The 22,183-nt window shown below is 60.8% G+C and carries 20 protein-coding genes; 15 read left to right on the top strand and 5 right to left on the bottom strand.

Annotated elements, in window-relative coordinates; translation table 11 throughout:
* The first annotated feature begins 108 nt into the window (after positions 1-108).
* From carA to LQ232_RS14560, 4 genes are all read left to right on the top strand, one after another.
* A complete protein-coding gene (gene carA / locus LQ232_RS14575) occupies positions 109-1,266 on the top strand; it encodes a glutamine-hydrolyzing carbamoyl-phosphate synthase small subunit (protein ID WP_230181070.1) in 1,158 nt (385 codons plus the stop codon).
* Positions 1,259-4,534 carry a carbamoyl-phosphate synthase large subunit gene (gene carB / locus LQ232_RS14570; protein WP_230181069.1) on the top strand — a complete coding sequence of 1,092 codons (3,276 nt, stop codon included), beginning with the start codon at positions 1,259-1,261 and terminating at the stop codon, positions 4,532-4,534. Before carA ends, carB begins: the two co-directional genes overlap by 8 nt.
* Before the next feature lie 123 nt (positions 4,535-4,657).
* On the top strand, positions 4,658-5,134 hold the full coding sequence (gene greA / locus LQ232_RS14565; protein WP_230181068.1) for a transcription elongation factor GreA: 477 nt from the start codon (positions 4,658-4,660) through the stop codon (positions 5,132-5,134).
* Positions 5,135-5,143: 9 nt separating this feature from the next.
* Positions 5,144-5,590, top strand: coding sequence for a DUF4149 domain-containing protein (locus tag LQ232_RS14560; protein ID WP_230181067.1), 447 nt, complete (start codon positions 5,144-5,146; stop codon positions 5,588-5,590).
* Between the two features lie 10 nt (positions 5,591-5,600).
* On the opposite strand, the gene yhbY is transcribed toward LQ232_RS14560, so the two are convergent.
* Positions 5,601-6,068 (bottom strand): ribosome assembly RNA-binding protein YhbY, encoded by a 468-nt coding sequence (yhbY, locus tag LQ232_RS14555; RefSeq protein ID WP_230181066.1) that lies wholly within the window; start codon positions 6,066-6,068, stop codon positions 5,601-5,603.
* Positions 6,069-6,085: 17 nt separating this feature from the next.
* Here yhbY and LQ232_RS14550 point away from each other — a divergent pair, with 17 nt between their 5' ends.
* The 11 genes from LQ232_RS14550 to phoR all read left to right on the top strand — a co-directional run bounded on the left by LQ232_RS14550 (position 6,086) and on the right by phoR (position 18,064).
* A complete protein-coding gene (locus LQ232_RS14550; protein WP_230181065.1) occupies positions 6,086-6,760 on the top strand; it encodes an RlmE family RNA methyltransferase in 675 nt (224 codons plus the stop codon).
* 215 nt (positions 6,761-6,975) lie between these two features.
* A complete protein-coding gene (gene ftsH / locus LQ232_RS14545) occupies positions 6,976-8,883 on the top strand; it encodes an ATP-dependent zinc metalloprotease FtsH (RefSeq protein WP_230181064.1) in 1,908 nt (635 codons plus the stop codon).
* Positions 8,884-8,973: 90 nt separating this feature from the next.
* Positions 8,974-9,870, top strand: coding sequence for a dihydropteroate synthase (gene folP, locus LQ232_RS14540; RefSeq protein ID WP_230181063.1), 897 nt, complete (start codon positions 8,974-8,976; stop codon positions 9,868-9,870).
* Positions 9,867-11,198, top strand: a complete 1,332-nt coding sequence (gene glmM, locus LQ232_RS14535; RefSeq protein WP_230181062.1) for a phosphoglucosamine mutase — start codon at positions 9,867-9,869, stop codon at positions 11,196-11,198. Before folP ends, glmM begins: the two co-directional genes overlap by 4 nt.
* 206 nt (positions 11,199-11,404) lie before the next feature.
* Positions 11,405-12,439, top strand: a complete 1,035-nt coding sequence (pstS, locus tag LQ232_RS14530; protein WP_230181061.1) for a phosphate ABC transporter substrate-binding protein PstS — start codon at positions 11,405-11,407, stop codon at positions 12,437-12,439.
* Positions 12,440-12,604: 165 nt separating this feature from the next.
* The gene (gene pstC, locus LQ232_RS14525) at positions 12,605-13,564 is read left to right on the top strand and encodes a phosphate ABC transporter permease subunit PstC (protein WP_230181060.1); all 960 of its coding nucleotides are present in this window, start codon (positions 12,605-12,607) and stop codon (positions 13,562-13,564) included.
* On the top strand, positions 13,561-14,421 hold the full coding sequence (gene pstA / locus LQ232_RS14520) for a phosphate ABC transporter permease PstA (protein WP_230181059.1): 861 nt from the start codon (positions 13,561-13,563) through the stop codon (positions 14,419-14,421). Before pstC ends, pstA begins: the two co-directional genes overlap by 4 nt.
* 39 nt (positions 14,422-14,460) lie before the next feature.
* Positions 14,461-15,246, top strand: coding sequence for a phosphate ABC transporter ATP-binding protein PstB (pstB, locus tag LQ232_RS14515; RefSeq protein ID WP_230181058.1), 786 nt, complete (start codon positions 14,461-14,463; stop codon positions 15,244-15,246).
* Positions 15,247-15,290: 44 nt separating this feature from the next.
* Positions 15,291-15,998 carry a phosphate signaling complex protein PhoU gene (gene phoU, locus LQ232_RS14510; RefSeq protein ID WP_230181057.1) on the top strand — a complete coding sequence of 236 codons (708 nt, stop codon included), beginning with the start codon at positions 15,291-15,293 and terminating at the stop codon, positions 15,996-15,998.
* A gap of 21 nt (positions 15,999-16,019) precedes the next feature.
* Positions 16,020-16,718, top strand: a complete 699-nt coding sequence (gene phoB, locus LQ232_RS14505; protein ID WP_230181056.1) for a phosphate regulon transcriptional regulator PhoB — start codon at positions 16,020-16,022, stop codon at positions 16,716-16,718.
* Positions 16,719-16,804: 86 nt separating this feature from the next.
* The gene (gene phoR, locus LQ232_RS14500; protein ID WP_230181055.1) at positions 16,805-18,064 is read left to right on the top strand and encodes a phosphate regulon sensor histidine kinase PhoR; all 1,260 of its coding nucleotides are present in this window, start codon (positions 16,805-16,807) and stop codon (positions 18,062-18,064) included.
* A gap of 5 nt (positions 18,065-18,069) precedes the next feature.
* On the opposite strand, the gene LQ232_RS14495 is transcribed toward phoR, so the two are convergent.
* The 4 genes from LQ232_RS14495 to trxA all read right to left on the bottom strand — a co-directional run bounded on the left by LQ232_RS14495 (position 18,070) and on the right by trxA (position 22,073).
* Positions 18,070-19,755 carry a hypothetical protein gene (locus LQ232_RS14495; RefSeq protein ID WP_230181054.1) on the bottom strand — a complete coding sequence of 562 codons (1,686 nt, stop codon included), beginning with the start codon at positions 19,753-19,755 and terminating at the stop codon, positions 18,070-18,072.
* A gap of 129 nt (positions 19,756-19,884) precedes the next feature.
* Positions 19,885-20,139, bottom strand: a complete 255-nt coding sequence (locus LQ232_RS14490; protein ID WP_230181053.1) for a type B 50S ribosomal protein L31 — start codon at positions 20,137-20,139, stop codon at positions 19,885-19,887.
* 91 nt (positions 20,140-20,230) lie between these two features.
* Positions 20,231-21,493, bottom strand: a complete 1,263-nt coding sequence (gene rho, locus LQ232_RS14485; RefSeq protein ID WP_230181052.1) for a transcription termination factor Rho — start codon at positions 21,491-21,493, stop codon at positions 20,231-20,233.
* A gap of 250 nt (positions 21,494-21,743) precedes the next feature.
* On the bottom strand, positions 21,744-22,073 hold the full coding sequence (gene trxA, locus LQ232_RS14480) for a thioredoxin TrxA (RefSeq protein ID WP_230181051.1): 330 nt from the start codon (positions 22,071-22,073) through the stop codon (positions 21,744-21,746).
* Positions 22,074-22,183: the final 110 nt, after the last annotated feature.

The following is a 22,183-nucleotide window of genomic DNA, read 5'->3' as shown; positions in this document are numbered from 1 at the left end:
GTTTACCCGAAACCACCTCCGCCTAGCGAAACTTGCATCGTTTCACCTTCACCGGAATCGGCTCTTCAAGAGCAGAGCTGGGCGCGCACAACAACGGAGAATAACCCCGTGCTGCCCGTACTGCCCCAAGCTCTTCTGGCCCTCGCAGACGGCACGGTCTTTTCTGGCACTTCGATCGGCTCTGCCGGTCACACAGTTGGTGAAGTGGTGTTCAACACCTCTCTCACCGGCTATCAAGAAATCCTCACCGACCCCAGCTATTGCCAGCAGATCGTCACCCTGACGTATCCGCACATCGGCAACTACGGCGTCAACCCCGAGGATGTCGAAGCGTCGAAAGTCCATGCCTCTGGTCTGATCATCAAAGACCTGCCCATCCGGGTTTCCAACTTCCGCCAGACGCAGTCTCTGTCCGAGTACCTGCAAGCCCAAGGCATCGTGGCCATCGCTGGGATCGACACCCGCCAACTGACACGCATTTTGCGTACCAAGGGGGCGCAAAACGGTTGCATCGTCGGTTTGCCTGCCGGTCAGGAAATCACCGAAGCCGTGAAGGCTGACGCCATAGCCAAAGCCAAGGCCGCGCCCAACATGGCCGGCCAGGATCTGGCCAAGGTGGTGTCCGCCACTGAAACATCGGTCTGGACCGAAACCGAATGGGCCCTGGGCGAAGGCTTCGGCCAGCAAACCGCGCCCAAGTTCCACGTGGTCGCCTACGATTTCGGCGTCAAGCGCAACATCCTGCGCATGCTGGCGCAACGTGGCTGCAAGGTCACGGTGGTGCCCGCCAAAACGCCTGCGGCTGAGGTTCTCAAGTACAAACCTGACGGCATCTTCCTGTCCAACGGCCCTGGCGATCCGGAGCCTTGCGACTACGCCATCGCCGCCGCCAAAGAACTGATCGAAACCGGCATTCCCACCTTTGGGATCTGCCTCGGCCACCAGATCATGGCACTCGCTTCTGGTGCCAAGACCTTCAAGATGAAGTTCGGCCACCACGGCGCCAACCACCCGGTCAAAGACCTCGACACCGGCCGCGTCAGCATCACCAGCCAGAACCACGGTTTCGCGGTCGATGAGAAATCGCTGCCCGCCTACCTGCGCCCCACGCACGTGTCCTTGTTTGACGGCACCTTGCAAGGCCTGGCCCGCACCGACAAACCCGCTTTCTGCTTCCAGGGTCACCCGGAAGCCTCGCCCGGACCGCATGACATCAGCTACCTGTTCGAACGCTTTGTGGCATTGATGGAGAAGAACAATGCCTAAGCGCACAGACATCAAAACCATCCTCATCATCGGCGCCGGCCCGATCATCATCGGTCAGGCTTGCGAGTTCGACTACTCGGGCGCCCAGGCCTGCAAGGCCCTGCGCGAAGAGGGCTACAAAGTCGTTTTGGTCAACAGCAATCCTGCGACCATCATGACCGACCCGAACACGGCCGACGTCACCTACATCGAGCCCATCACCTGGCAGGTGGTCGAGCGCATCATCGCCAAGGAGCGCCCCGACGCAATCCTGCCCACCATGGGCGGCCAGACCGCGCTGAACTGCGCTTTGGACCTGCACAAGCACGGCGTGCTCGACAAGTACAAGGTCGAGATGATCGGGGCCAACGAAAAGGCCATCGAGAAAGCCGAAGACCGCCTGAAGTTCAAGGACGCGATGACCAGCATCGGCCTGGACTCGGCCAAGTCGGGCATCGCCCACACGCTGGAAGAAGCCTGGGCGGTGCAAAAGCACATCGCCACGCTCACCGGTGGACCCGGCTTCCCCACCGTGATCCGCCCCAGCTTCACGCTGGGTGGCACGGGCGGTGGCATCGCCTACAACCCCGAAGAGTTCGAAGAGATCTGCAAGCGCGGTCTGGACCTGTCCCCAACCAACGAGTTGCTGATCGAAGAATCGCTCATCGGCTGGAAAGAGTTCGAGATGGAAGTGGTTCGCGACAAGGCGGACAACTGCATCATCGTCTGCTCGATCGAGAACCTCGACCCGATGGGCGTGCACACCGGTGACTCCATCACCGTGGCCCCCGCCCAGACGCTCACCGACCGCGAATACCAGTTGCTGCGCAACGCCTCGATCGCCATCCTGCGCGAAATCGGCGTCGAGACCGGCGGCTCCAATGTGCAGTTCTCCATCAACCCGAAGAACGGCCGCATGGTTGTGATCGAGATGAATCCCCGCGTGTCGCGTTCCAGCGCGCTGGCCTCCAAGGCCACCGGCTTTCCGATCGCCAAGATCGCGGCCAAGTTGGCCGTGGGCTACACGCTCGACGAGCTGAAGAACGACATCACTGGTGGCGCCACGCCGGCTTCGTTCGAGCCATCGATCGACTACGTGGTCACCAAGATCCCGCGTTTCGCCTTCGAGAAGTTCCCCGCTGCCGACTCGCGCCTGACCACGCAGATGAAGTCCGTGGGTGAAGTGATGGCCATGGGCCGGACCTTCCAGGAATCCTTTCAGAAAGCCCTGCGCGGTCTGGAAACCGGCATCGATGGTTTGACCGAGATCAGCACCGACCGCGAAGAAATCATCCAAGAGATCGGTGAGCCCGGCCCCGAGCGCATCCGCTTCCTGGGCGACGCTTTCCGTCTGGGCATGAGCCTGGACGAGGTCTTTGAAGAAACCAACATCGACCCCTGGTTCCTTGCCCAGATCGAAGACATCGTCAAGACTGAAGCGGAGGTCAAGGCCCGCAAGCTGGAAAGCTTGAGCAAGGCCGAAGTGCGTTACCTGAAGCAAAAAGGCTTCTCGGACCGCCGCTTGGCCAAGCTGATGGGCACCAACCAGCACGACGTGCGCCGCGCCCGCGTGGCCCATGGTGTGCGCCCAGTCTACAAGCGTGTGGACACCTGCGCCGCCGAGTTCTCCACGCAAACGGCTTACATGTACTCGACCTACGAGGTTGAAGGCGCCGAGTGCGAAGCCGAACCCACCGCCAAGAAGAAGATCATGGTGCTGGGCGGTGGCCCCAACCGCATCGGCCAGGGCATCGAGTTCGACTACTGCTGCGTCCACGCCGCCCTCGCCATGCGCGAAGACGGCTACGAGACCATCATGGTCAACTGCAACCCAGAAACGGTGTCTACTGACTACGACACCTCTGACCGCCTGTACTTCGAACCGGTGACGCTGGAAGACGTGCTCGAAATCGTCGACAAGGAAAAGCCCGTAGGCGTGATCGTTCAGTACGGCGGCCAGACGCCCTTGAAGCTGGCGCTCGACCTCGAGGCCAATGGTGTGCCCATCATTGGCACCACCCCCGATAGCATCGACATCGCCGAAGATCGCGAGCGCTTCCAGGCCCTGCTGCACACGCTGGACCTGAAGCAGCCACCCAACCGCACGGCCCGCACTGAAGAAGCGGCCCTGTCGCTGGCGCAAGAGATTGGTTACCCGCTGGTGGTGCGCCCCAGCTACGTGCTGGGCGGCCGCGCCATGGAAATCGTGCACGGCGACAAGGACCTGGAGCGCTACATGCGCGAAGCCGTCCGCGTCTCCGATAAGTCACCCGTGCTGCTGGACCGCTTCCTGGATGACGCCGTCGAGGTCGATGTGGACTGCATCAGCGATGGCACCGACGTCATGATCGGCGGCATCATGGAGCACATCGAGCAAGCGGGCGTCCACTCGGGCGACTCGGCCTGCTCGCTGCCCCCGTACACGCTGAGCCAGCCTTTGCAAGAAGAGTTGCGTCGCCAGACCGCCTTGATGGCCAAGGCGCTCAAGGTTGTCGGCCTGATGAACGTGCAGTTCGCCATCCAGGGCGACGTGACCGGCAGCCTCGACAAGGCCACCGTCTACGTGCTGGAAGTGAACCCGCGCGCTTCGCGCACCGTGCCTTACGTGTCCAAGGCCACCGGCCAGGCCCTGGCCAAGATCGCCGCGCGATGCATGGCCGGTCAGAAGCTCAAGGACCAGACCAGCGCCGACGGCAAGCCCCCGCGCGAAGTCATCCCGCCTTATTTCAGCGTCAAGGAAGCCGTGTTCCCGTTCAACAAGTTCCCGGGCGTCGACCCGGTGCTTGGCCCGGAAATGCGCTCTACTGGCGAAGTCATGGGCGTGGGTGTCACGTTTGGCGAAGCCATGCTCAAGAGCCAGTTGGGCGCCGGTTCGCGGCTGCCTGCCAAGGGCACCGTGTGCATCTCGGTCAAGAACAACGACAAGGCCCGTGCCGTGGCCATCGCCCGCGACCTGGTCGCCTTGGGCTTCACGCTCGTGGCCACCAAGGGCACTGCCGCGGCCATCGCCGAGGCCGGCATCCCTGTCAAGGCCGTGAACAAGGTCAAGGACGGCCGTCCCAACATCAGTGACATGATCAAGGGTGGCGAGATCCAGTTGGTGTTCACCACGGTGGATGAAACACGCACGGCGATCGCCGATTCCCGCAGCATCCGCACGGCCGCTCTGGCCAACCGGGTCACGTATTACACGACCATGGCCGGTTGCGAGGCCGCCGTCGAGGCGCTCAAGCACCAAGACGATCTGGTGGTGTATTCACTGCAGGAACTGCACGCCAAACTGCACTAAACTGGCATTGCCCGGAGCGCAGGCACAGCGCTCCGGCTCCAGATCACCATGAGGGCCGCGCCCGGAATCCATCGTCAGATGGCTCACGGGCGCGGCTCCATTCATTTCGAGAGACGACGCATCATGTCCACCATTCCAATCACCAAAATTGGTGCAGAAAAACTCAAGCAAGAGCTGCAGCGCCTCAAGCATGTTGAGCGCCCCGCCGTGGTCCTGGCCATCGCCGAAGCCCGTGCACAGGGCGACTTGTCGGAAAACGCCGAATACGATGCGGCCAAGGACAAGCAAGGTTTCATCGAAGGGCGGATCCAGGAAATCGAAGGAAAGCTGTCGGCGGCCCAGATCATTGATCCCGCGTCGCTTGATGCTGGCGGCCGCGTGGTTTTTGGCTCAACGGTGGATCTGGAGGACGAAGAGTCTGGTGCTTCGGTGACTTATCAGATCGTGGGTGACGACGAGGCTGATTTGAAATTGGGCCTGGTGTCCATCAGTTCGCCCATTGCGCGCGCCTTGATCGGCAAGGAGGCCGGCGATGTGGCTGCAGTTCAAGCACCTGGTGGCGTGCGCCACTATGAGGTCATCGAAGTTCGATACCAATAGGCACTTTTGATGAGTTTTTCGTCGCGTTTACAGCAATTGTTGGCCGCCATGTGGGCCGGTATGTTGTTGGCGGTGGGTGGGGTGGCTGCCCCCAGCCTGTTCGCCGTGCTGGAGCGTTCTCTGGCCGGCCAGGCCGCTGGGCGCATTTTCGCCATGGAGGCCTACATCAGCTTGGTGATGGCCATGGCCTTGTTTTTCTTTGAGCGCCAACGCACTCGCCAGGCGGCCCTGCAGGCTGGCCAGTCGCTCATGTCGGCGGAGTTGATGTTGGTGATGGGGGCTTTATTCGCCACTGTGCTGGGCCATTTCGCCCTGAGCCCGATGATCGTGGCGGCGAAGGCGGGGCAGGGTGGCAGCTTGTCCTTCGGCACCCTGCACGCCATGTCGTCCAGCTTGTTCCTGTTCAAGGGGGTGCTGGTGTTGGCCCTGGCGTGGCGGCTCACTGGCCGCCGCTGAACTGCCCGGATCAGCCGGGTTTCTTGGTGCTGGGGACGCGTTTCTTGGCGCGTTTGATCAAACCACCAGCAGTCACGCGCTGGTTGCCCATCACGGTGACTTTCTTGACTTCAGGGCGACGGGTGCCGCTCTTGGAGAACTTCAGGATCTTGACGATGCGCGACCCGTTCCCTGTGCTGGCGGACTCTTCGGCTTCCTTTTCAGGAATGGGGCGCCACAAAATCAGCAATTTGCCGATATGTTGGATCGGCGCGGCACCCAATTGATCGCACAAAGCGGCGAACATCTCGTTGCGCGCGGCGCGGTCGTCTCCCAACACCCGGATCTTGATCAGCCCATGGGCTTTCAAGGCGTGGTCGGTCTCTTTGACGACGTTGGTGGTCAGGCCTTCGTTCCCGATCATGACGACGGGATCAAGGTGGTGTGCGTCGGCCCTCAGGGCACGGCGCTCGGCAGTAGTCAATTCAATAGCAGGCATCCCTCTATTATCGAGCCATGAAAGTCAAAACGAAAAGCAAAAAGGTCAATAAGGCCTGGTTGAACGACCATCTGACCGATCCTTACGTCCGAATGGCCAAAAAAGATGGCTTTCGGGCCCGGGCGGCCTACAAGCTCAAAGAGATCGACGAAAGCCTGAATTTGATCAAGCCGGGGCAACTGGTGATCGACCTGGGCGCCGTCCCGGGGGCGTGGAGCCAGTACGTTCGCCGCAAATTTGCCCCGAAGGACGCTGGCGTGGGGGGGGCCGCGGTGGGCGAACTCAATGGCGCCATCATCGCGTTGGACATCCTGGAGTTCGACCCGATCGAGGGCGTGCAATTCATCCAGGGCGATTTCCGCGAAGATGCTGTTTTGGCGCAACTCGACGCCATGGTTGGCGGCCGTCCGGTGGATGTGGTGGTGTCCGACATGGCGCCCAACCTCAGCGGGATCGAGTCCTCGGATGCCGCCAGAATTGAACATCTGGTTGAACTGGCGGTGGAGTTTTCCATGGCGCACCTGAAAGCTGAAGGGGCATTGGTCTGCAAGGTCTTTCACGGCAGTGGCTACAGCCAATTGGTGGAACTGTTTAAAAAGTCATTTCGTGTGGTCAAACCCATCAAACCAAAAGCATCGCGCGACAAATCGTCCGAGACATTTTTGGTGGGCATAGGACCCAAAAATCGATGAAATATGCGGGTCGAGTTGGTGATGAGACGTAAATCCTCAGGTTGTCGGGGGATTGGTCCATGCAAGCAGGGGCTTGACTCGCATAGAATCGTCCCCATGTACCGCGAAGACTGCGTGTTCAGTGGCTTGGATGCGGGGTTTTTTGAATCTGTTTCGGTTATCGGATTGCATCCTGCGCCGGCCGACACAGAGGGTGAATGGAATAAGGAGCCGCGGTGAACAATCAATGGTTCTCGAAAATTGCTGTTTGGCTGGTGGTGGCGTTGGTGCTGTTCACCGTGTTCAAGCAGTTTGATCGCGCCACAACGGCCGGTAACCAAATTGGCTACTCAGACTTCCTCGAAGAAGTCCGCGCCAAGCGCATCAAGAGCGTCACGCTGCAAGACAGTGGCGGTGGCGGCACTGAGATCATTGCGGTCACCAGTGATGACAAGCGCTTGCGCAGCACGGCGACGATGCTTGACCGCGGTCTGGTCGGCGACCTGATCAACAACGGCGTCAAGTTCGACGTCAAGCCCCGCGAAGAGCCCTCGCTCATCATGAGCCTGCTGGTGTCCTGGGGCCCGATGCTGCTGCTGATCGGCGTGTGGATCTATTTCATGCGACAGATGCAAGGTGGCGGCAAAGGCGGGGCATTCAGCTTTGGCAAGAGCCGCGCGCGCATGCTGGACGACACCAACAACAACGTCACTTTCGCCGACGTCGCTGGTTGCGACGAGGCCAAGGAAGAGGTCAAGGAGCTGGTCGATTTCCTGCGCGATCCGCAGAAGTTCCAGAAGCTTGGCGGCCGCATTCCCCGCGGCGTGCTGATGGTCGGCCCCCCTGGCACCGGTAAAACGCTGCTGGCCAAGTCGATCGCTGGCGAAGCCAAGGTCCCGTTCTTCACGATTTCTGGCTCTGACTTCGTTGAAATGTTCGTTGGCGTGGGCGCCGCCCGTGTCCGCGACATGTTCGAACAGGCCAAGAAAAACGCGCCTTGCATCATCTTCGTCGACGAAATCGATGCGGTCGGTCGCCACCGTGGTGCTGGCCTGGGTGGTGGCAATGACGAGCGCGAGCAGACCCTCAACCAGATGCTGGTCGAGATGGACGGTTTTGAAACCAACTTGGGCGTGATCGTGATCGCCGCGACCAACCGCCCCGACATCCTGGATCCAGCCCTGCTGCGTCCTGGTCGTTTCGACCGCCAGGTCTACGTGACCTTGCCTGACGTGCGCGGCCGCGAACAGATCCTGAATGTGCACGTGCGCAAGGTGCCCGTGGGCCAAGACGTGCGCTCGGACATCCTGGCCCGTGGCACGCCTGGTTTCTCGGGGGCCGATCTGGCCAACCTGGTCAACGAAGCTGCCTTGTTCGCCGCACGCCGCAATGGCCGCGTGGTGGAAATGCAGGACTTCGAGAAGGCCAAGGACAAGATCATGATGGGCCCGGAGCGCAAGTCGCTGATCATGCCCGAGGAAGAGCGCCGCAACACGGCCTACCACGAGGCTGGCCATGCCCTGGTCGCCCGCATGCTGCCCAAGACCGACCCGGTCCACAAGGTCACGATCATCCCGCGTGGCCGTGCACTGGGCCTGACCATGCAGTTGCCTGAAGGCGACCGCTACAGCATGGACAAGGAACGCATGCTCGACACCATCTCGGTGTTGTTTGGTGGCCGCATCGCCGAAGAAGTGTTCATGAACCAGATGACCACCGGCGCCAGCAACGACTTCGAGCGTGCCACCGGCATCGCCCGCGACATGGTGATGCGCTACGGCATGACCGACGAGCTGGGCCCCATGGTCTACGCCGACAACGAAGGTGAAGTCTTCCTGGGCCGTTCGGTCACCAAGACGACCAACATGTCCGAGCAGACCATGCAGACGGTCGACCACGTGATCCGCCGGATCATCGACGAGCAATACGGCGTGGCCCGCAAGCTCATCGAGGACAACAAGGACAAGATGCACGCGATGGCCAAGGCCTTGCTCGAATGGGAAACCATTGATGCGGAGCAGATCGAGGACATCATGAGTGGCCGCGAACCCCGCCCTCCCAAGGACTGGATTCCCCGTAGCACGCCTCCTGGCGGTGGCACCAAGCCCCCGGTGAGCACCGACGGCGCACCGGCTGCCGCCTGAACACAGCAGTTCCGCCTTTGACGATCAAGGCGTGATTTCAAATCAACGGGGCTTCGGCCCCGTTGTCATTTCACCCAATGTTTGGCCTTCATGCTTTGGCACACCACCCGATTTCGCATTGATTTGTCATCTCCGACGGTGATGGGCATCGTCAATGTGACGCCGGATTCATTTTCAGATGGCGGGAGCCATGCCGATGCGAAATCTGCATTGGCACATTGCGAACAACTGTTGAAGGAGGGTGCTGGCATCCTCGACATCGGCGGTGAGTCGAGCCGCCCCGGCGCGCCCACATTGAGTGCTGAGGATGAATGGGCGCGGGTGGAGGAGGTTTTGAAAGGGGCGCTCACATTGGGTGTGCCCATTTCGCTGGACACCTGCAAGCCTCGTGTGATGCGGCAGGCCCTGGACCTGGGCGTGGACATCATCAATGACATACGCGCTTTGCAAGTGCCCGGCGCGGAGTTGGCAATCGTGGAGCATGGCCAATGCGGCGTTTGCCTCATGCACATGCAAGGTGATCCCGCCACCATGCAGTCGCGCCCTCAATACAGCGACGTGCTGGGTGAGGTGCGCACCTTTTTGCACGAGAGAGTGCAGGCCTTGGTGGTCCAAGGTGTGTCGCGAGACCGTTTGTGCCTGGACCCTGGCATCGGTTTTGGCAAAACGCCACAACACAACCTGGATTTGTTGCGTCGGCAAAACGAGCTCCTGGATTCTGGTTTGCCGCTATTGGTGGGGTGGTCCCGAAAATCCACGCTTGGCCATGTCACCGGCAAGCCTGTGGGCGACCGTCTGGCGGCCAGTCTGGCCGCTGCACTGGCCAGCGTTCACCAGGGCGCCAAAGTGGTGCGCGTTCACGACGTGGCCGCCACCGTCGATGCCCTGAAGTTGTGGGCCGCATCCGAAATCCCCCCAATTTCTTGGACAAGCGCCAGTCATTCCGCGCCACAATCCAACACCCCCCTCACTCCGCACAGCCTATGAGCAGACAATATTTTGGAACCGATGGCATCCGTGGCACGGTTGGTCAAACGCCCATCACGCCTGATTTCGTATTGCGGTTGGGACATGCCGTCGGGCAAGTCTTGAGGCGCTCGGAAGCGCGTCCCACGGTGTTGATCGGCAAGGACACGCGGATCTCCGGCTACATGCTGGAGTCGGCTCTCGAGGCAGGTTTCGCGTCCGCCGGGGTCGATGTGCTGCTGACAGGGCCTTTGCCGACCCCGGGCGTGGCTTACTTGACGCGGGCCCTGCGCTTGAGCCTGGGCGCGGTCATCAGCGCTTCGCACAATCCTTTTGCCGACAACGGCATCAAGTTCTTTTCGGCCCAGGGTGAAAAGCTGTCTGACCAATGGGAGAAGGATGTCGAAGGCGCGCTGGACGTGGCGCCGGCATGGGTGGAATCACCCAACCTGGGCAAGGCGCGGCGCCTGGAAGATGCGCGGGGCCGCTACATCGAGTTTTGCAAGAGCACGTTCGCCTCGGCCATGTCGCTCAAGGGGCTCAAGCTGGTGATCGATGCCGCTCATGGCGCGGCCTACCAGGTCGCTCCGGAGGTGTTCCACGAACTGGGCGCCGAAGTCATCTCCATCGGCTGTTCGCCCAATGGTGTCAACATCAATGACGGGGTGGGGGCCACGCATCCCCAGGCGCTGGTGCAGGCGGTCAAGGATCACCATGCCGACTATGGCATTGCGCTGGACGGCGATGCCGACCGTTTGCAGTTGGTCGACGCCGATGGGCGTTTGTTCAATGGAGACGAGTTGCTGTACGTCATGGTGGCCGATCGCCTGGCGCAGGGACAGAACGTGCCTGGCGCGGTCGGCACTTTGATGACCAACATGGCCGTTGAACTGGCCCTGCAAGAGCGTGGCGTCGGGTTTGTGCGCGCCAAAGTGGGCGACCGTTACGTGCTGGAAGAGTTGCTCAGCCGGGGTTGGCAATTGGGCGGAGAAGGCTCTGGCCACCTGATCGCCCTGGACCGCCACACCACGGGCGATGGCATTGTCAGTGCGTTGCAGATCTTGCAGGCAGTGGCCCGAAGTGGTCGCAGCTTGTCCAACTGGCTTGAAGGCGTCACATTGTTTCCGCAGCGGCTCATCAATGTGCGTTTGAAGGCCGGGCAAGACTGGAAGAACAGCGCCTTGCTGGCAGCGGCCCAGGAAGCCGTCTTGCGTCAGTTGGATGGGCGTGGGCGCGTGTTGATCCGTCCCTCTGGCACCGAACCACTGCTGCGGGTGATGGTCGAAGCCCAGGACGGAAACCTGGCCAACCGCTGCGCGGAGCAATTGGCCGAGGCCGTGCAGTCCTGATCAAAGCACTTTTGATCCCCCGCACCTTGAAAGCCCCATGTGACATTCGCGTGACCTGTGTGTGACGCTCAAGCGGCTTGACTGGCCTCATTGAGGCGGCGGCAGATTTATGACAAAGTCTTTTTGCCTGTCATAGACTCGTCACAATGCCCGCCTACAGTCCACCTTGAGAAATTTGTCTGTCACAGGTTTTAAAAGGCGAACACATGAAATTCAAGATGATCCAAGCCGCGGTGGCTGTCACGTTGTCCTTGTCGGCCGGTCTGGCGCTGGCGCAAGACGTTACTGGTGCGGGCGCCACTTTCCCCGCGCCGGTCTACGCCAAATGGGCTGACTCCTTCAACAAGGCCACTGGCGTGCGCATCAACTACCAATCGGTGGGTTCGGGCGCGGGCATCAAGCAGATCAAGGCCAAGACGGTGGATTTTGGTGCTTCCGACATGCCCTTGAAAGACGAAGACCTGGCCAAGGACGGCTTGGTTCAGTTCCCCACCGTGATCGGTGGTGTTGTCTTGGTGGTGAACATCAAGGGCATCCAGCCTGGCCAGCTCAAGATGACGGGCGAAGTGCTGGGCAACATCTATCTGGGCAAGGTCACCAAGTGGAACGACCCTGCATTGACGGCGCTGAATCCAGGCCTGGCCCTGCCTGACGCTCCAATCGCTGTGGTCAGCCGCGCTGATGGCTCGGGCACCAGCTTCATTTTCACCAATTACCTGTCGAAGGTGAACGCCGAATGGAAGTCCACGGTGGGTGAGGGCACCGCTGTCAAGTGGCCAACCGGTTCTGGTGGCAAGGGCAATGAGGGCGTTTCTGCCTTCGTGCAACGCCTGCCGAACTCGATTGGTTATGTCGAGTACGCGTATGCCAAGCAAAGCAAGATGGCACACGTGTCCTTGAAGAACGCCGCCGGCAATTTTGTGCAGCCTGATGACCTGACCTTCAAGGCCGCTGCGGCCAGCGCTGATTGGGACAAGAGCTTCTACCAAGTGCTGACCAACCAGGCAGGTAAAGATGCCTGGCCCCTGAGTGGCGCAACCTTCATCCTGATCCACAAGAGCCAGGACAAGCCTGCTCAAGGCATCAGCACCTTGAAGTTCTTCAATTGGGCCTATGAAGGTGGTGACAAGACGGCTGCAGACCTGGAATACGTGCCCCTGCCAGCCAGCGTGAAAGACCTGGTTCGCAAGCAGTGGGCCTCCGTGACGGACGCCGCTGGCAAGCCCCTGGCTTACAAGTGATCGAGAGACTTTTGTGAGGCAAACCGGGCGCCGTATGGTGCCCGGTTTGTTGTTGAACGACCAAAGAACGCAGTACCCTTGGATGGAGGCACGCACGCCATGACTGCCATATTGCCCGCCGATTTTGACGGTGCCAGCGGGGCACCCCAAGGACGAACATCTTTCATGAAAAATCCCAACCCCCGGCGCGTGACCCTTCCGTGGGCCGATTGGGTGTTCGCGATGGTGGCCCGTGGCGCCGCCTTGCTCACCTTGTCTCTGCTGCTGGCCATCATTGGCTCCCTGATCGTGGGCGCCTGGCCTGCCATCCGCGAGTATGGCTTCAGCTTTCTCTGGCGCACGGAATGGGATCCAGTGCAGGACAGCTATGGTGGCCTGGTGATGATCTATGGCACCTTGGCCACGTCCATCATCGCCTTGCTGATCGCGGTGCCCGTGAGCTTTGGCATCGCCTTGTTTTTGACCGAGCTGTCGCCCAGTTGGCTCAAGCGCCCACTTGGCATCGCCGTCGAGTTGCTTGCCGCCGTGCCGTCCATCGTGTACGGCATGTGGGGCCTGCTGGTGTTTGGGCCGATCCTGGCCACCTATGTGCAACAGCCTTTGCAGGCGTTGACTGTCGGCATCCCTTACCTCGGGGCGTTCTTTTCCGGGGCCCCCGTGGGCATCGGCATCTTGTCGGCGGGGATCATCCTGGCGATCATGATCATTCCCTTCATCGCTTCGGTGATGCGTGACGTGTTCGATGTAACGCCGCCGATGTTGAAGGAGTCGGCCTATGGATTGGGGTCGACCACCTGGGAGGTTGTTTCCAAGGTGGTGCTGCCCTACACCAAGACCGGCGTGGTGGGCGCCATCATGTTGGGGCTGGGGCGAGCACTGGGCGAGACCATGGCCGTGACCTTCGTGATCGGCAACATGAACCAGCTCAACTCCTTGTCGGTGTTCGAGGCTGCCAACAGCATCACGTCGGCCCTGGCCAACGAATTCGCGGAAGCCGGAGAAGGCCTGCACCAGGCCTCCCTGATTTACCTGGGCCTGGTTTTGTTCTTCATCACCTTCGTGGTGCTGGCGTTCTCCAAGGTCTTGCTGGCCCGCATGAAGAAATCTGAAGGAGCACGTTCATGAGCACGGCTGAACTCTATGCCATGCGGCGCAAGCGGCATGCCAGCCGCAAGCGTGTCAACGCTCTGGCCTTGACCTTGTCACTGGGAGCCATGGCTTTCGGCCTGGTCTGGCTGGTGTGGATCTTGTTCGAAACGGTTCGCCTCGGCATGGGTGGGCTGGCGCTGGCCACCTTCACAGAGATGACGCCACCTCCGATGGAGGAGGGCGGTCTGGCCAACGCGATCATGGGCTCGCTGATGATGGTGGGCCTCGCAACGTTGATTGGCACGCCTGTCGGCATCATGGCCGGCATCTACCTGGCCGAGTATGGCCAGAAGGGGTGGCTGGGCAGCGTCACGCGGTTCATCAATGACATCTTGTTGTCGGCGCCGTCGATCGTGGTGGGCTTGTTCATCTATTCCACCGTGGTGGCCCGCGTCAAGACGTTCTCGGGTTGGGCCGGTGTGCTGGCGCTGGCCCTGATCGTGGTGCCGGTGGTGATCCGGACCACCGAGAACATGCTGTCGCTGGTGCCCAGCGCCTTGCGTGAAGCGGCCTATGCTTTGGGAACTCCCAAGTGGCGCGTGATCACCTCGATCACCTTGCAGTCGGCCCGCGCGGGCGTGGTGACCGGCATCTTGCTGGCGGTGGCGCGCATTTCTGGTGAGACGGCGCCGCTGTTGTTCACGGCCTTGTCCAACCAGTTCTGGTCGGCTGATCTGGGGCAACCCATGTCCAGCCTGCCCGTCACGATCTTCAAGTTCGCGATGAGCCCCTATGAGAACTGGCAGAAGCTGGCCTGGGCCGGCGTGTTCATCATCACCGTTGGTGTGTTGGCGCTCAACATCGTGGCGCGCACCCTGTTCCGCCAGCGCTGATGCGTTCGGTGACCTGACAAGTATTCCGGAGATTCCTACATGGATGCCAAGGTTCAAAACCAAACCCCGTTGAAGTCCAAGCTGGCCGTGCGCAACCTGAACTTCTATTACGGCAAGTTTCACGCGCTCAAGAACATCAATCTGGAGCTGCCCGAGAAGAAGGTCACTGCCTTCATTGGTCCTTCGGGTTGCGGTAAATCCACCTTGTTGCGCACCTTTAACCGCATGTTCGAGCTCTATCCGGAGCAGCATGCCAAGGGCGAGATTCTGCTGGACGGGCAGAACATCCTGACCAGCAAAGAGGACGTGTCCCTGATCCGTGCCAAGGTGGGCATGGTGTTTCAGAAGCCCACGCCTTTCCCGATGTCCATCTACGACAACATCGCCTTTGGTGTGCGTTTGTTCGAGAGCCTGTCACGCGTGGAGATGGACGAGCGCGTTGAATGGGCGCTCAAAAAAGCGGCTTTGTGGAACGAGGTCAAGGACAAGCTGAACCAGAGCGGTTCGGGACTGTCAGGTGGCCAGCAACAGCGTTTGTGCATTGCCCGTGGCATCGCGATCAAGCCCGAGGTGCTGCTATTGGACGAGCCTTGTTCGGCACTGGATCCCATTTCGACCGGCAAGATCGAAGAGCTGATCCACGAATTGAAGGACGACTACACGGTGCTGATCGTGACCCACAACATGCAGCAGGCCGCCCGTTGCTCCGACAACACCGCCTACATGTACCTGGGTGAAGTGATCGAGCACGGCCCGACTTCGGACATCTTCATGAAGCCCAAGAAGAAAGAGACCGAAGACTACATCACTGGTCGCTTCGGCTGATCGCCACGGCACCCGCACTGATCATTCCTGACGGAGAAGAATTCATGTCTGAAAAACATTTGTCCAGCCAGTTCGACATGGAGCTTGGCGGCATCTCGACCCGCGTGCTTGAAATGGGCGGTCTGGTGGAGTCCCAGGTCGGGCAGGCGATCTATGCCCTGACGCACTTCAATGGCGAAGTGGCCAGCCAGGTGCTGATCAGCGAAGAGCGCGTCAACCAGATGGAGATGGACATCGACGCCGACCTGTCGACCATCATCGCGCGCCGCCAGCCCACCGCACGTGACCTGCGTTTGCTGATCGCCATCAGCAAGACCATCGGTAACCTGGAGCGTGTGGGCGACGAAGCCGCGCGCATTGCACGCACGGTGCAGCGCCTGATCAACACCGGTGTTTCGAGCCGGCTGCGCCTGCCGGTGAATGACTTGTCGTTCGAGGCCGATCTGGCCACAGCGTCATTGCGCAAAGCCCTGGACGCCTTTGCGCGCCTGGACACGCAGACCGCCCTGGAAGTCATCAAGGATGACAATGTGATCGATGCCGAGTTCGATGGCCTGATGCGCAAGCTCATCACCTACATGATGGAAGACCCGCGCACCATCTCCGCATCGATCGACCTGGTGTTCGTGGCCAAGGCCATCGAGCGCGTGGGCGACCATGCCAAGAACTTGGCTGAACAGGTCATCTACATCGTCAAGGGCACCGACGTGCGTCACAACACGCCCGATGCCGTTGAGTCCATCATCAAGTAACGCAGTCAGTCAGGAGTCCCCATGAGCCGAGTGCTGGTGGTTGAAGACGAGCCAGCGATCGCCGAGCTGATCGCATTGAATCTGAGGCATTCAGGTTTCGAAGTGGTGGTGGCCCCGACCGCGGACGCCGCCCAGTCGGAAATCGATCGTGTGTTGCCCAATCTGGTGTTGCTGGATTGGATGTTGCCCGGCCAAAGCGGCTTGTCGTTGGCCAAGCGCTGGCGCTCTGAAGCGCGCACGCGTGAGTTGCCTATTATCATGCTCACCGCCCGCGCCGAAGAAGTGGACAAGGTGGCCGGACTGGACGCTGGTGCAGATGACTACCTGACCAAGCCGTTTTCGACGCATGAGTTGATGGCCCGGGTGCGTGCGGTTTTGCGTCGCAAGGCGCCACAGGCGCTGGATTCCGCGGTGGAGGTGGCCGGTTTGCGACTGGATCCGGCCACACGCCGCGTCTCGCGCGCCGACCAGGAGGTCAAGATCGGCCCGACCGAGTTCAAGCTGCTGCATTTCTTCATGACGCACCCTGAGCGTGTGCACAGCCGTGCCCAGTTGCTTGACCGTGTCTGGGGCGACCACGTGTTCATTGAAGAGCGTACGGTGGACGTCCACGTCAAGCGCTTGCGAGAGGCGCTGTCGCCGGTGGACCGTTCCCAGTTGATCGAGACGGTCCGGGGTGCAGGCTATCGCTTGACTCAGCAAGTGGCCAACGCCGCGTGATGCTTTCTTCAAGGGTTGAGAAAACCAATTCCTGGCTGCTTTCCCGGGTGAGTGCCCGGGTGCTGACGGCTGCCGCAGGTGGTGTCTTGGGCTGGTGGTTTGGCGAGCGGGTGGGGCACCCAACGATGCTGGCCCTGCTGTGCGCCGCGTCCGCCGTGCTGGCCCTCTCGGTGCTTGACACGCTGAAGGGCTACCAGATCCTGGACTGGCTGCGCACGCCGGAAGCCAATGCCCCTGAAATGCCGGGTTTGTGGGGAGAGATCGCGCATCGGGTGCAACGTGTTATCCGGCAACGCGACCAGCTCATCGCCGAAGAACGGCGTCGCCTGGAGCAGTTCCTCTCGGGCATTCAGGCTTCGCCCAACGGTGTGATCCTGCTGGACGAGACCGAGCACATCACCTGGATCAGCACCGTCGCGGCCGACCATTTCGGGCTGGATCCTGTCCGCGACTTGCACCAGCGCGTGACGAACCTGGTTCGGCAACCCACCTTTGTCCAGTATTTGCAGGCGGGCGACTACCGCGAGCCCGTGAAATGCCTCATGCCGCGCGGTGGGCTGGATTACCTGTCCCTGCAGGTCAGGCAGTATGGCGACGGCCTCAAGCTGATCCTGTCGCAGGACATCACCGAGCGGGAGCGCTCCGACGCCATGCGCCGTGACTTCGTGGCCAATGTGTCCCACGAGATCAGAACGCCGTTGACGGTGCTCAATGGCTTCATTGAAACGATGGGGTCCTTGCCCTTGACCGAGGTGGAGCGAGCCCGTGTGATTGCCTTGATGGCCCAGCAGGCCGATCGGATGCAGAGCCTGGTGGCCGACCTGCTCACGCTGGCTCAGATCGAAGGCAGTCCCAGGCCTTCGTCTGACCGCTGGATCAAGGTGGCGGGCCTGATGCAGCGGCTTGAAAACGACGCGCTTGGCCTGTCACGAGGGCGCCATGCCTTGTCGTTTTCATTGGATGAACCGGGCCAGCAGGCCGACATCGCTGGCGTGGAAAGCGAATGGCTCAGTGCCATGGGCAACCTGGTTTCCAATGCCGTGCGCTATACCCCGGATGGCGGTGCCATCCACGTGCGGTGGGTTACCCTGCCTGAAGGTGGTGGCGAATTCAGCGTGCAGGACAGCGGCATCGGCATCGATCCGGAGCACATCCCTCGCCTGACCGAGCGCTTTTACCGCGTGGACGGCAGCCGTTCTCGCGAAACCGGAGGGACCGGCCTGGGCCTGTCCATCGTCAAGCACGTGGCGCAACGCCATGGCGGCGAATTGCGCATCACCAGCGAAGCGGGCAAGGGCTCGACCTTCACTTTGTCGGTGCCCACGGCGCGCGTGCGTCTGGTCTGATCAGATCAGGGCGCCCGGCGATAAATTGCCACTGACTCGGAGTTCTGTGTCCGCTGGTTCTCGCGGGCAACACGGCGCCAACCCGGGAAGCTGGGTGCGGTCTGTTTGGCCGGCAAGCTATAGATCAGCACCGGACAGCTCCTGGGCACAGAAGCGGGAGGCGTGAGGCCATCGACCCGATAACGCCCGAAGTATTCAAGCCCGGTCAGCAAGCCGGTTGAGGCGTTGGGCGCAGCGATGCAGGTACCCACAGGCACGTGGCGCTTGATGCGGTTGACCAGCAAGCGGTAGCTGAGTGATTGGTCCAGCGGTGGCAGTAGCAAGGTCATGGCCAGCAGCCAGCACAGGGCGACACCCCCGGCTGGCAGCACCAGGCTCTTCCAGAGGGCGTGAGACTGGCGGGCGGTGCGCCAGCGCACCAGCGCCAGCCACGCGGCCGTGGCCATGGCGCCCAAGATGAGCAAAGGCCAGGAAAAATCAGTGGCATAGCCGGGCACCAGTTTGGCGACGTTGCCAGCCATCTTGGCCGGCACACCGGTGTACATGGCGCCGTAGTGCAGCCAGATCAACAGTGCCGCCGTGGTGAAGAAGAACACCGAAAACCAATCGATGGCCGAACCCAGGCTGCGCTGCAAGATGGGCAAGGCGAAAGCAGCCAGCACGGCCAAAGCCGGCAGCGCCTGCAACAGGGCTCGGTCATTGGCGTCCATGACGATGCATGCGGCAAAGCCCACCAGCGCTGAGAACAGTGGCACGGCAATGTGCCTACGCGCCACCTGGCGCCGCCAGTGCCAGACCGTCAGGGCGGCCAGTGGCAACACCGGCCAGGTGAACCAGGTGAACAGGCGCAGTGTTCTGCCAATGCCAGACCACGTGTCGATGCGCAGGGCCCATCCTGGCAGGCCGGCGGAACTCAAGGCACTGGCCAAAGCCGCCGCCAGCAGTCCGCTGGCCGCCACCCAACGCATGTGCGAACGCATGACCACATCGTCAGACAAGGAACAGATCAGCATGCCAGCCGCGGCCAGTTCAACAGCAACGGTGGGGCTGCCGCTGGCCGCCATCACGGGCAGGCAAACCAGGGTGGCCAAACGGCTCTGCCAGGGCCGGAAAGCCGCCGCGGCCAAGCCGTACATGAACAAGGCACTGCCAGCCAGTTGCAACAGTTCAGGGGTGGTTTCATGGCCAAGCTGCAGCAAGCCCAAGCTGGCAATCAGCGCCAGCACAGAGCCATCGGCCACGGCACGCGCGTAGTCCTGCGGGAGCGCCTCGCCCCCAAAAGCCAAAGGCAAAGGTTGGGCGGCCTTGGTGCGTGCCAGGTGGTAGGTGGCGTACCAGGTGAGGCTCAGCACCGACGCCAGCAGCAATGCAAATGGGATGCGCGCGGCAAGGGCCGGGTCCAGCCATGGGTCAAGCAAGGCGATGAATGCGCCACCCAGCCAATAGGGGAGGATGCCGCCGCCAGTGGGCAGGACGCCGCCCACATTGGGATGCAGCCAGGAAGCCTGACCCTCGGCCATGCTCCACATGTGGCCGAACGACGCGATGTCGATGCCTTTCCAGGGGTCGCGGCCAAACAGGCCGGGCAGCACGTAGGCGACGCAGAACAGCAGCAGTGCCCAGCGGGGCAACCGCTTCACGGCTTTCTGGGTCACCAGCGCGGGGGTGACAGCCTGGGATGAGGTGCTCATTCGGTGGTGTGTCAGCGCATCAGCGCAAAATCAGCGCAAATAAAAAGGGCAGCCGAAGCCGCCCTTTGATCAGTGATTGAATCAGCAGGCGTGCTATTCCGAATCCGGAGGCACATCCTGACAGAACAATTACTTCTTGAGGTGCGCAAACTTGTTGCGGAACTTCTCGACACGGCCGCCCAGGGAGTCGATGCTCTTTTGGGTGCCGGTGTAGAAAGCGTGCGATTCGCTCGAGGTTTCCAGCTTGAACAGCGGCAGTTCGCGGCCGTCTTCCATCTTGATGGTTTCGCGGGCAGGCGAGCATGAACGAGTCACGAACTTGAAGCCGTTGGACTGGTCCACGAAGCAAACGTCGCGGTAGTTGGGGTGAATGCCGTCTTTCATCTTCTAACCTTCATGTGCTGTTGAGAATCGGAAGCCACGCGGCACCATGCACGCGCACTTTCCTCTCAGCCGGAAAACCCGAGATTATATATCAACCACCACGACGCATCAAATCGAAGAATTCGTGGTTATTTTTGGTGGACTTCATTTTGTCGAGGATGAATTCCATCGCTTCGATTTCGTCCATCGGGTAGAGCAATTTGCGCAGAATCCAGCTTTTTTGCAGGATATCGGGCTTGAGCAGCAGTTCTTCGCGGCGCGTGCCCGACTTGTTCAGCAAGATCGAGGGGTAAACGCGCTTTTCGGACATGCGGCGATCCAGGTGGATTTCGCAGTTGCCGGTGCCCTTGAATTCTTCGTAGATCACTTCGTCCATGCGGCTGCCGGTGTCGACCAGGGCGGTGCCGATGATGGTGAGCGAGCCACCTTCTTCGATGTTGCGCGCCGCGCCGAAGAAGCGCTTGGGACGCTGCAGGGCGTTGGAATCGACACCGCCGGACAGCACCTTGCCGGAGGACGGCAAGACGTTGTTGTAGGCGCGGGCCAGGCGGGTGATCGAGTCCAGCAGGATGATCACGTCCTTTTTCAGCTCGACCAGGCGTTTGGCGCGTTCGATCACCATTTCGGCGACTTGAACGTGGCGCTGAGCGGGCTCGTCGAACGTGGAGCTGATGACTTCGCCGCGCACGGTGCGCTGCATTTCGGTCACTTCTTCAGGGCGTTCGTCGACCAACAGCACGATGACGTGGACGTCAGGGTAGTTGTTGGTCAGCGCGTGCGCCAAATTCTTCATCATCACCGTCTTGCCGCTCTTGGGCGGGGCGACGAGCAGGGCGCGCTGGCCTTTGCCCAGGGGCGCGATCAGGTCGACGATGCGGCTGGTGATGTTTTCTTCGGTCTTGATTTCACGTTCGAGCTTGAACTGCTCATCGGGGAACAGTGGCGTCAAGTTCTCGAACATGATCTTGTTCTTGTTGACGTCGGGCGACAGGCCATTGACCCGGTCGACCTTCACCAACGCGAAGTAGCGCTCGCCATCCTTGGGCACCCGCACTTCGCCTTCGACCATGTCGCCGGTGTGCAGGTTGAAGCGCCGCACCTGGCTGGGCGACAGGTAGATGTCGTCCGTGCTGGCCAGGAAGCTCATGTCGAGGGCGCGCAGGAAGCCGAAGCCGTCGGGCAGCACTTCGAGGACGCCGTCCCCGAAGACTTGCTCGCCCGCCTTGGCGCGCTTTTTCATGATGGCGAACATCAACTCCTGCTTGCGCATGCGGGAGATGTTCTCGAGCTCAAGGGCTTCTGCCATCGCCGTCAATTCGGTGATGTGCAAAGCCTTCAGTTCTGAAAGATGCATGGATTGGGACCCTGTGCGAAAACCTTCAAGTTGCCGCGCTCGATGGCGAACTGCGAAACCTGAGGATCAGATCGTGGGTGAATTCGTGGGGGTAGACAAAATGGTCAACGAGGACCAGACGCTTTTGTCAGGGGCACACAGTGCGGGGCCTGTGGCACCCGCCGGGCGGTCGTTGACTACCCGGCTTGACGAGAACCAGCTGCAAGAATATCAGCTGGTTGACGCATTATAGGAAGGAAACGCCAATAAATTAAAGATTGGCGTCGACGAAAGCGGTGAGCTGGGCCTTCGACAGCGCGCCGACCTTGGTGGCCGCCAGTTGGCCGCCCTTGAAGATCATCAGCGTGGGGATGCCGCGGATGCCGAACTTGGCAGGCACGTCACGGTTCTGGTCCACGTTCATCTTGGCGACGTTGAGGCGACCGCTGTAATCGGTGGCCAGTTCGTCCAGGATGGGGGCGATCATCTTGCAAGGACCGCACCATTCAGCCCAGTAGTCAACCAGCACGGGTTGGGCCGATTGAAGGACGTCTGAATCGAAAGATGCGTCAGAAATGTGTTTGATCAGGTCGCTGCTCATGGAACTATCCTTGGTGACTCCGGCGGTGCGTGAACTGCAAAATAACCACCAGAATGGTTGAGAAGATTCTGACACAGAAGATGTGGCCGCTGCAGCAGGCCACAAGAGAC

The organism is Aquabacterium sp. CECT 9606 (genome assembly GCF_918741295.1).
Taxonomy (GTDB): domain Bacteria; phylum Pseudomonadota; class Gammaproteobacteria; order Burkholderiales; family Burkholderiaceae_C; genus Aquabacterium.
Note: the sequence above shows the minus strand (reverse complement) of the source record. Positions and strands in the feature narration are given on the sequence as shown.

What these genes read in the sequence shown, in the direction of transcription:
- greA (WP_230181068.1), top strand. Translation starts at nt 4,658, where the DNA reads ATGTCCACCATTCCAATCACCAAAATTGGTGCAGAAAAACTCAAGCAA.
- LQ232_RS14560 (WP_230181067.1), top strand. Translation starts at nt 5,144, where the DNA reads ATGAGTTTTTCGTCGCGTTTACAGCAATTGTTGGCCGCCATGTGGGCC.
- pstC (WP_230181060.1), top strand. Translation starts at nt 12,605, where the DNA reads ATGAAAAATCCCAACCCCCGGCGCGTGACCCTTCCGTGGGCCGATTGG.
- yhbY (WP_230181066.1), bottom strand. Translation starts at nt 6,068, where the DNA reads ATGCCTGCTATTGAATTGACTACTGCCGAGCGCCGTGCCCTGAGGGCC.
- rho (WP_230181052.1), bottom strand. Translation starts at nt 21,493, where the DNA reads ATGCATCTTTCAGAACTGAAGGCTTTGCACATCACCGAATTGACGGCG.
- pstB (WP_230181058.1), top strand. Translation starts at nt 14,461, where the DNA reads ATGGATGCCAAGGTTCAAAACCAAACCCCGTTGAAGTCCAAGCTGGCC.
- trxA (WP_230181051.1), bottom strand. Translation starts at nt 22,073, where the DNA reads ATGAGCAGCGACCTGATCAAACACATTTCTGACGCATCTTTCGATTCA.
- LQ232_RS14550 (WP_230181065.1), top strand. Translation starts at nt 6,086, where the DNA reads ATGAAAGTCAAAACGAAAAGCAAAAAGGTCAATAAGGCCTGGTTGAAC.
- folP (WP_230181063.1), top strand. Translation starts at nt 8,974, where the DNA reads ATGCTTTGGCACACCACCCGATTTCGCATTGATTTGTCATCTCCGACG.
- LQ232_RS14495 (WP_230181054.1), bottom strand. Translation starts at nt 19,755, where the DNA reads ATGAGCACCTCATCCCAGGCTGTCACCCCCGCGCTGGTGACCCAGAAA.
- phoB (WP_230181056.1), top strand. Translation starts at nt 16,020, where the DNA reads ATGAGCCGAGTGCTGGTGGTTGAAGACGAGCCAGCGATCGCCGAGCTG.
- phoU (WP_230181057.1), top strand. Translation starts at nt 15,291, where the DNA reads ATGTCTGAAAAACATTTGTCCAGCCAGTTCGACATGGAGCTTGGCGGC.
- glmM (WP_230181062.1), top strand. Translation starts at nt 9,867, where the DNA reads ATGAGCAGACAATATTTTGGAACCGATGGCATCCGTGGCACGGTTGGT.
- pstA (WP_230181059.1), top strand. Translation starts at nt 13,561, where the DNA reads ATGAGCACGGCTGAACTCTATGCCATGCGGCGCAAGCGGCATGCCAGC.
- pstS (WP_230181061.1), top strand. Translation starts at nt 11,405, where the DNA reads ATGAAATTCAAGATGATCCAAGCCGCGGTGGCTGTCACGTTGTCCTTG.
- LQ232_RS14490 (WP_230181053.1), bottom strand. Translation starts at nt 20,139, where the DNA reads ATGAAAGACGGCATTCACCCCAACTACCGCGACGTTTGCTTCGTGGAC.
- carB (WP_230181069.1), top strand. Translation starts at nt 1,259, where the DNA reads ATGCCTAAGCGCACAGACATCAAAACCATCCTCATCATCGGCGCCGGC.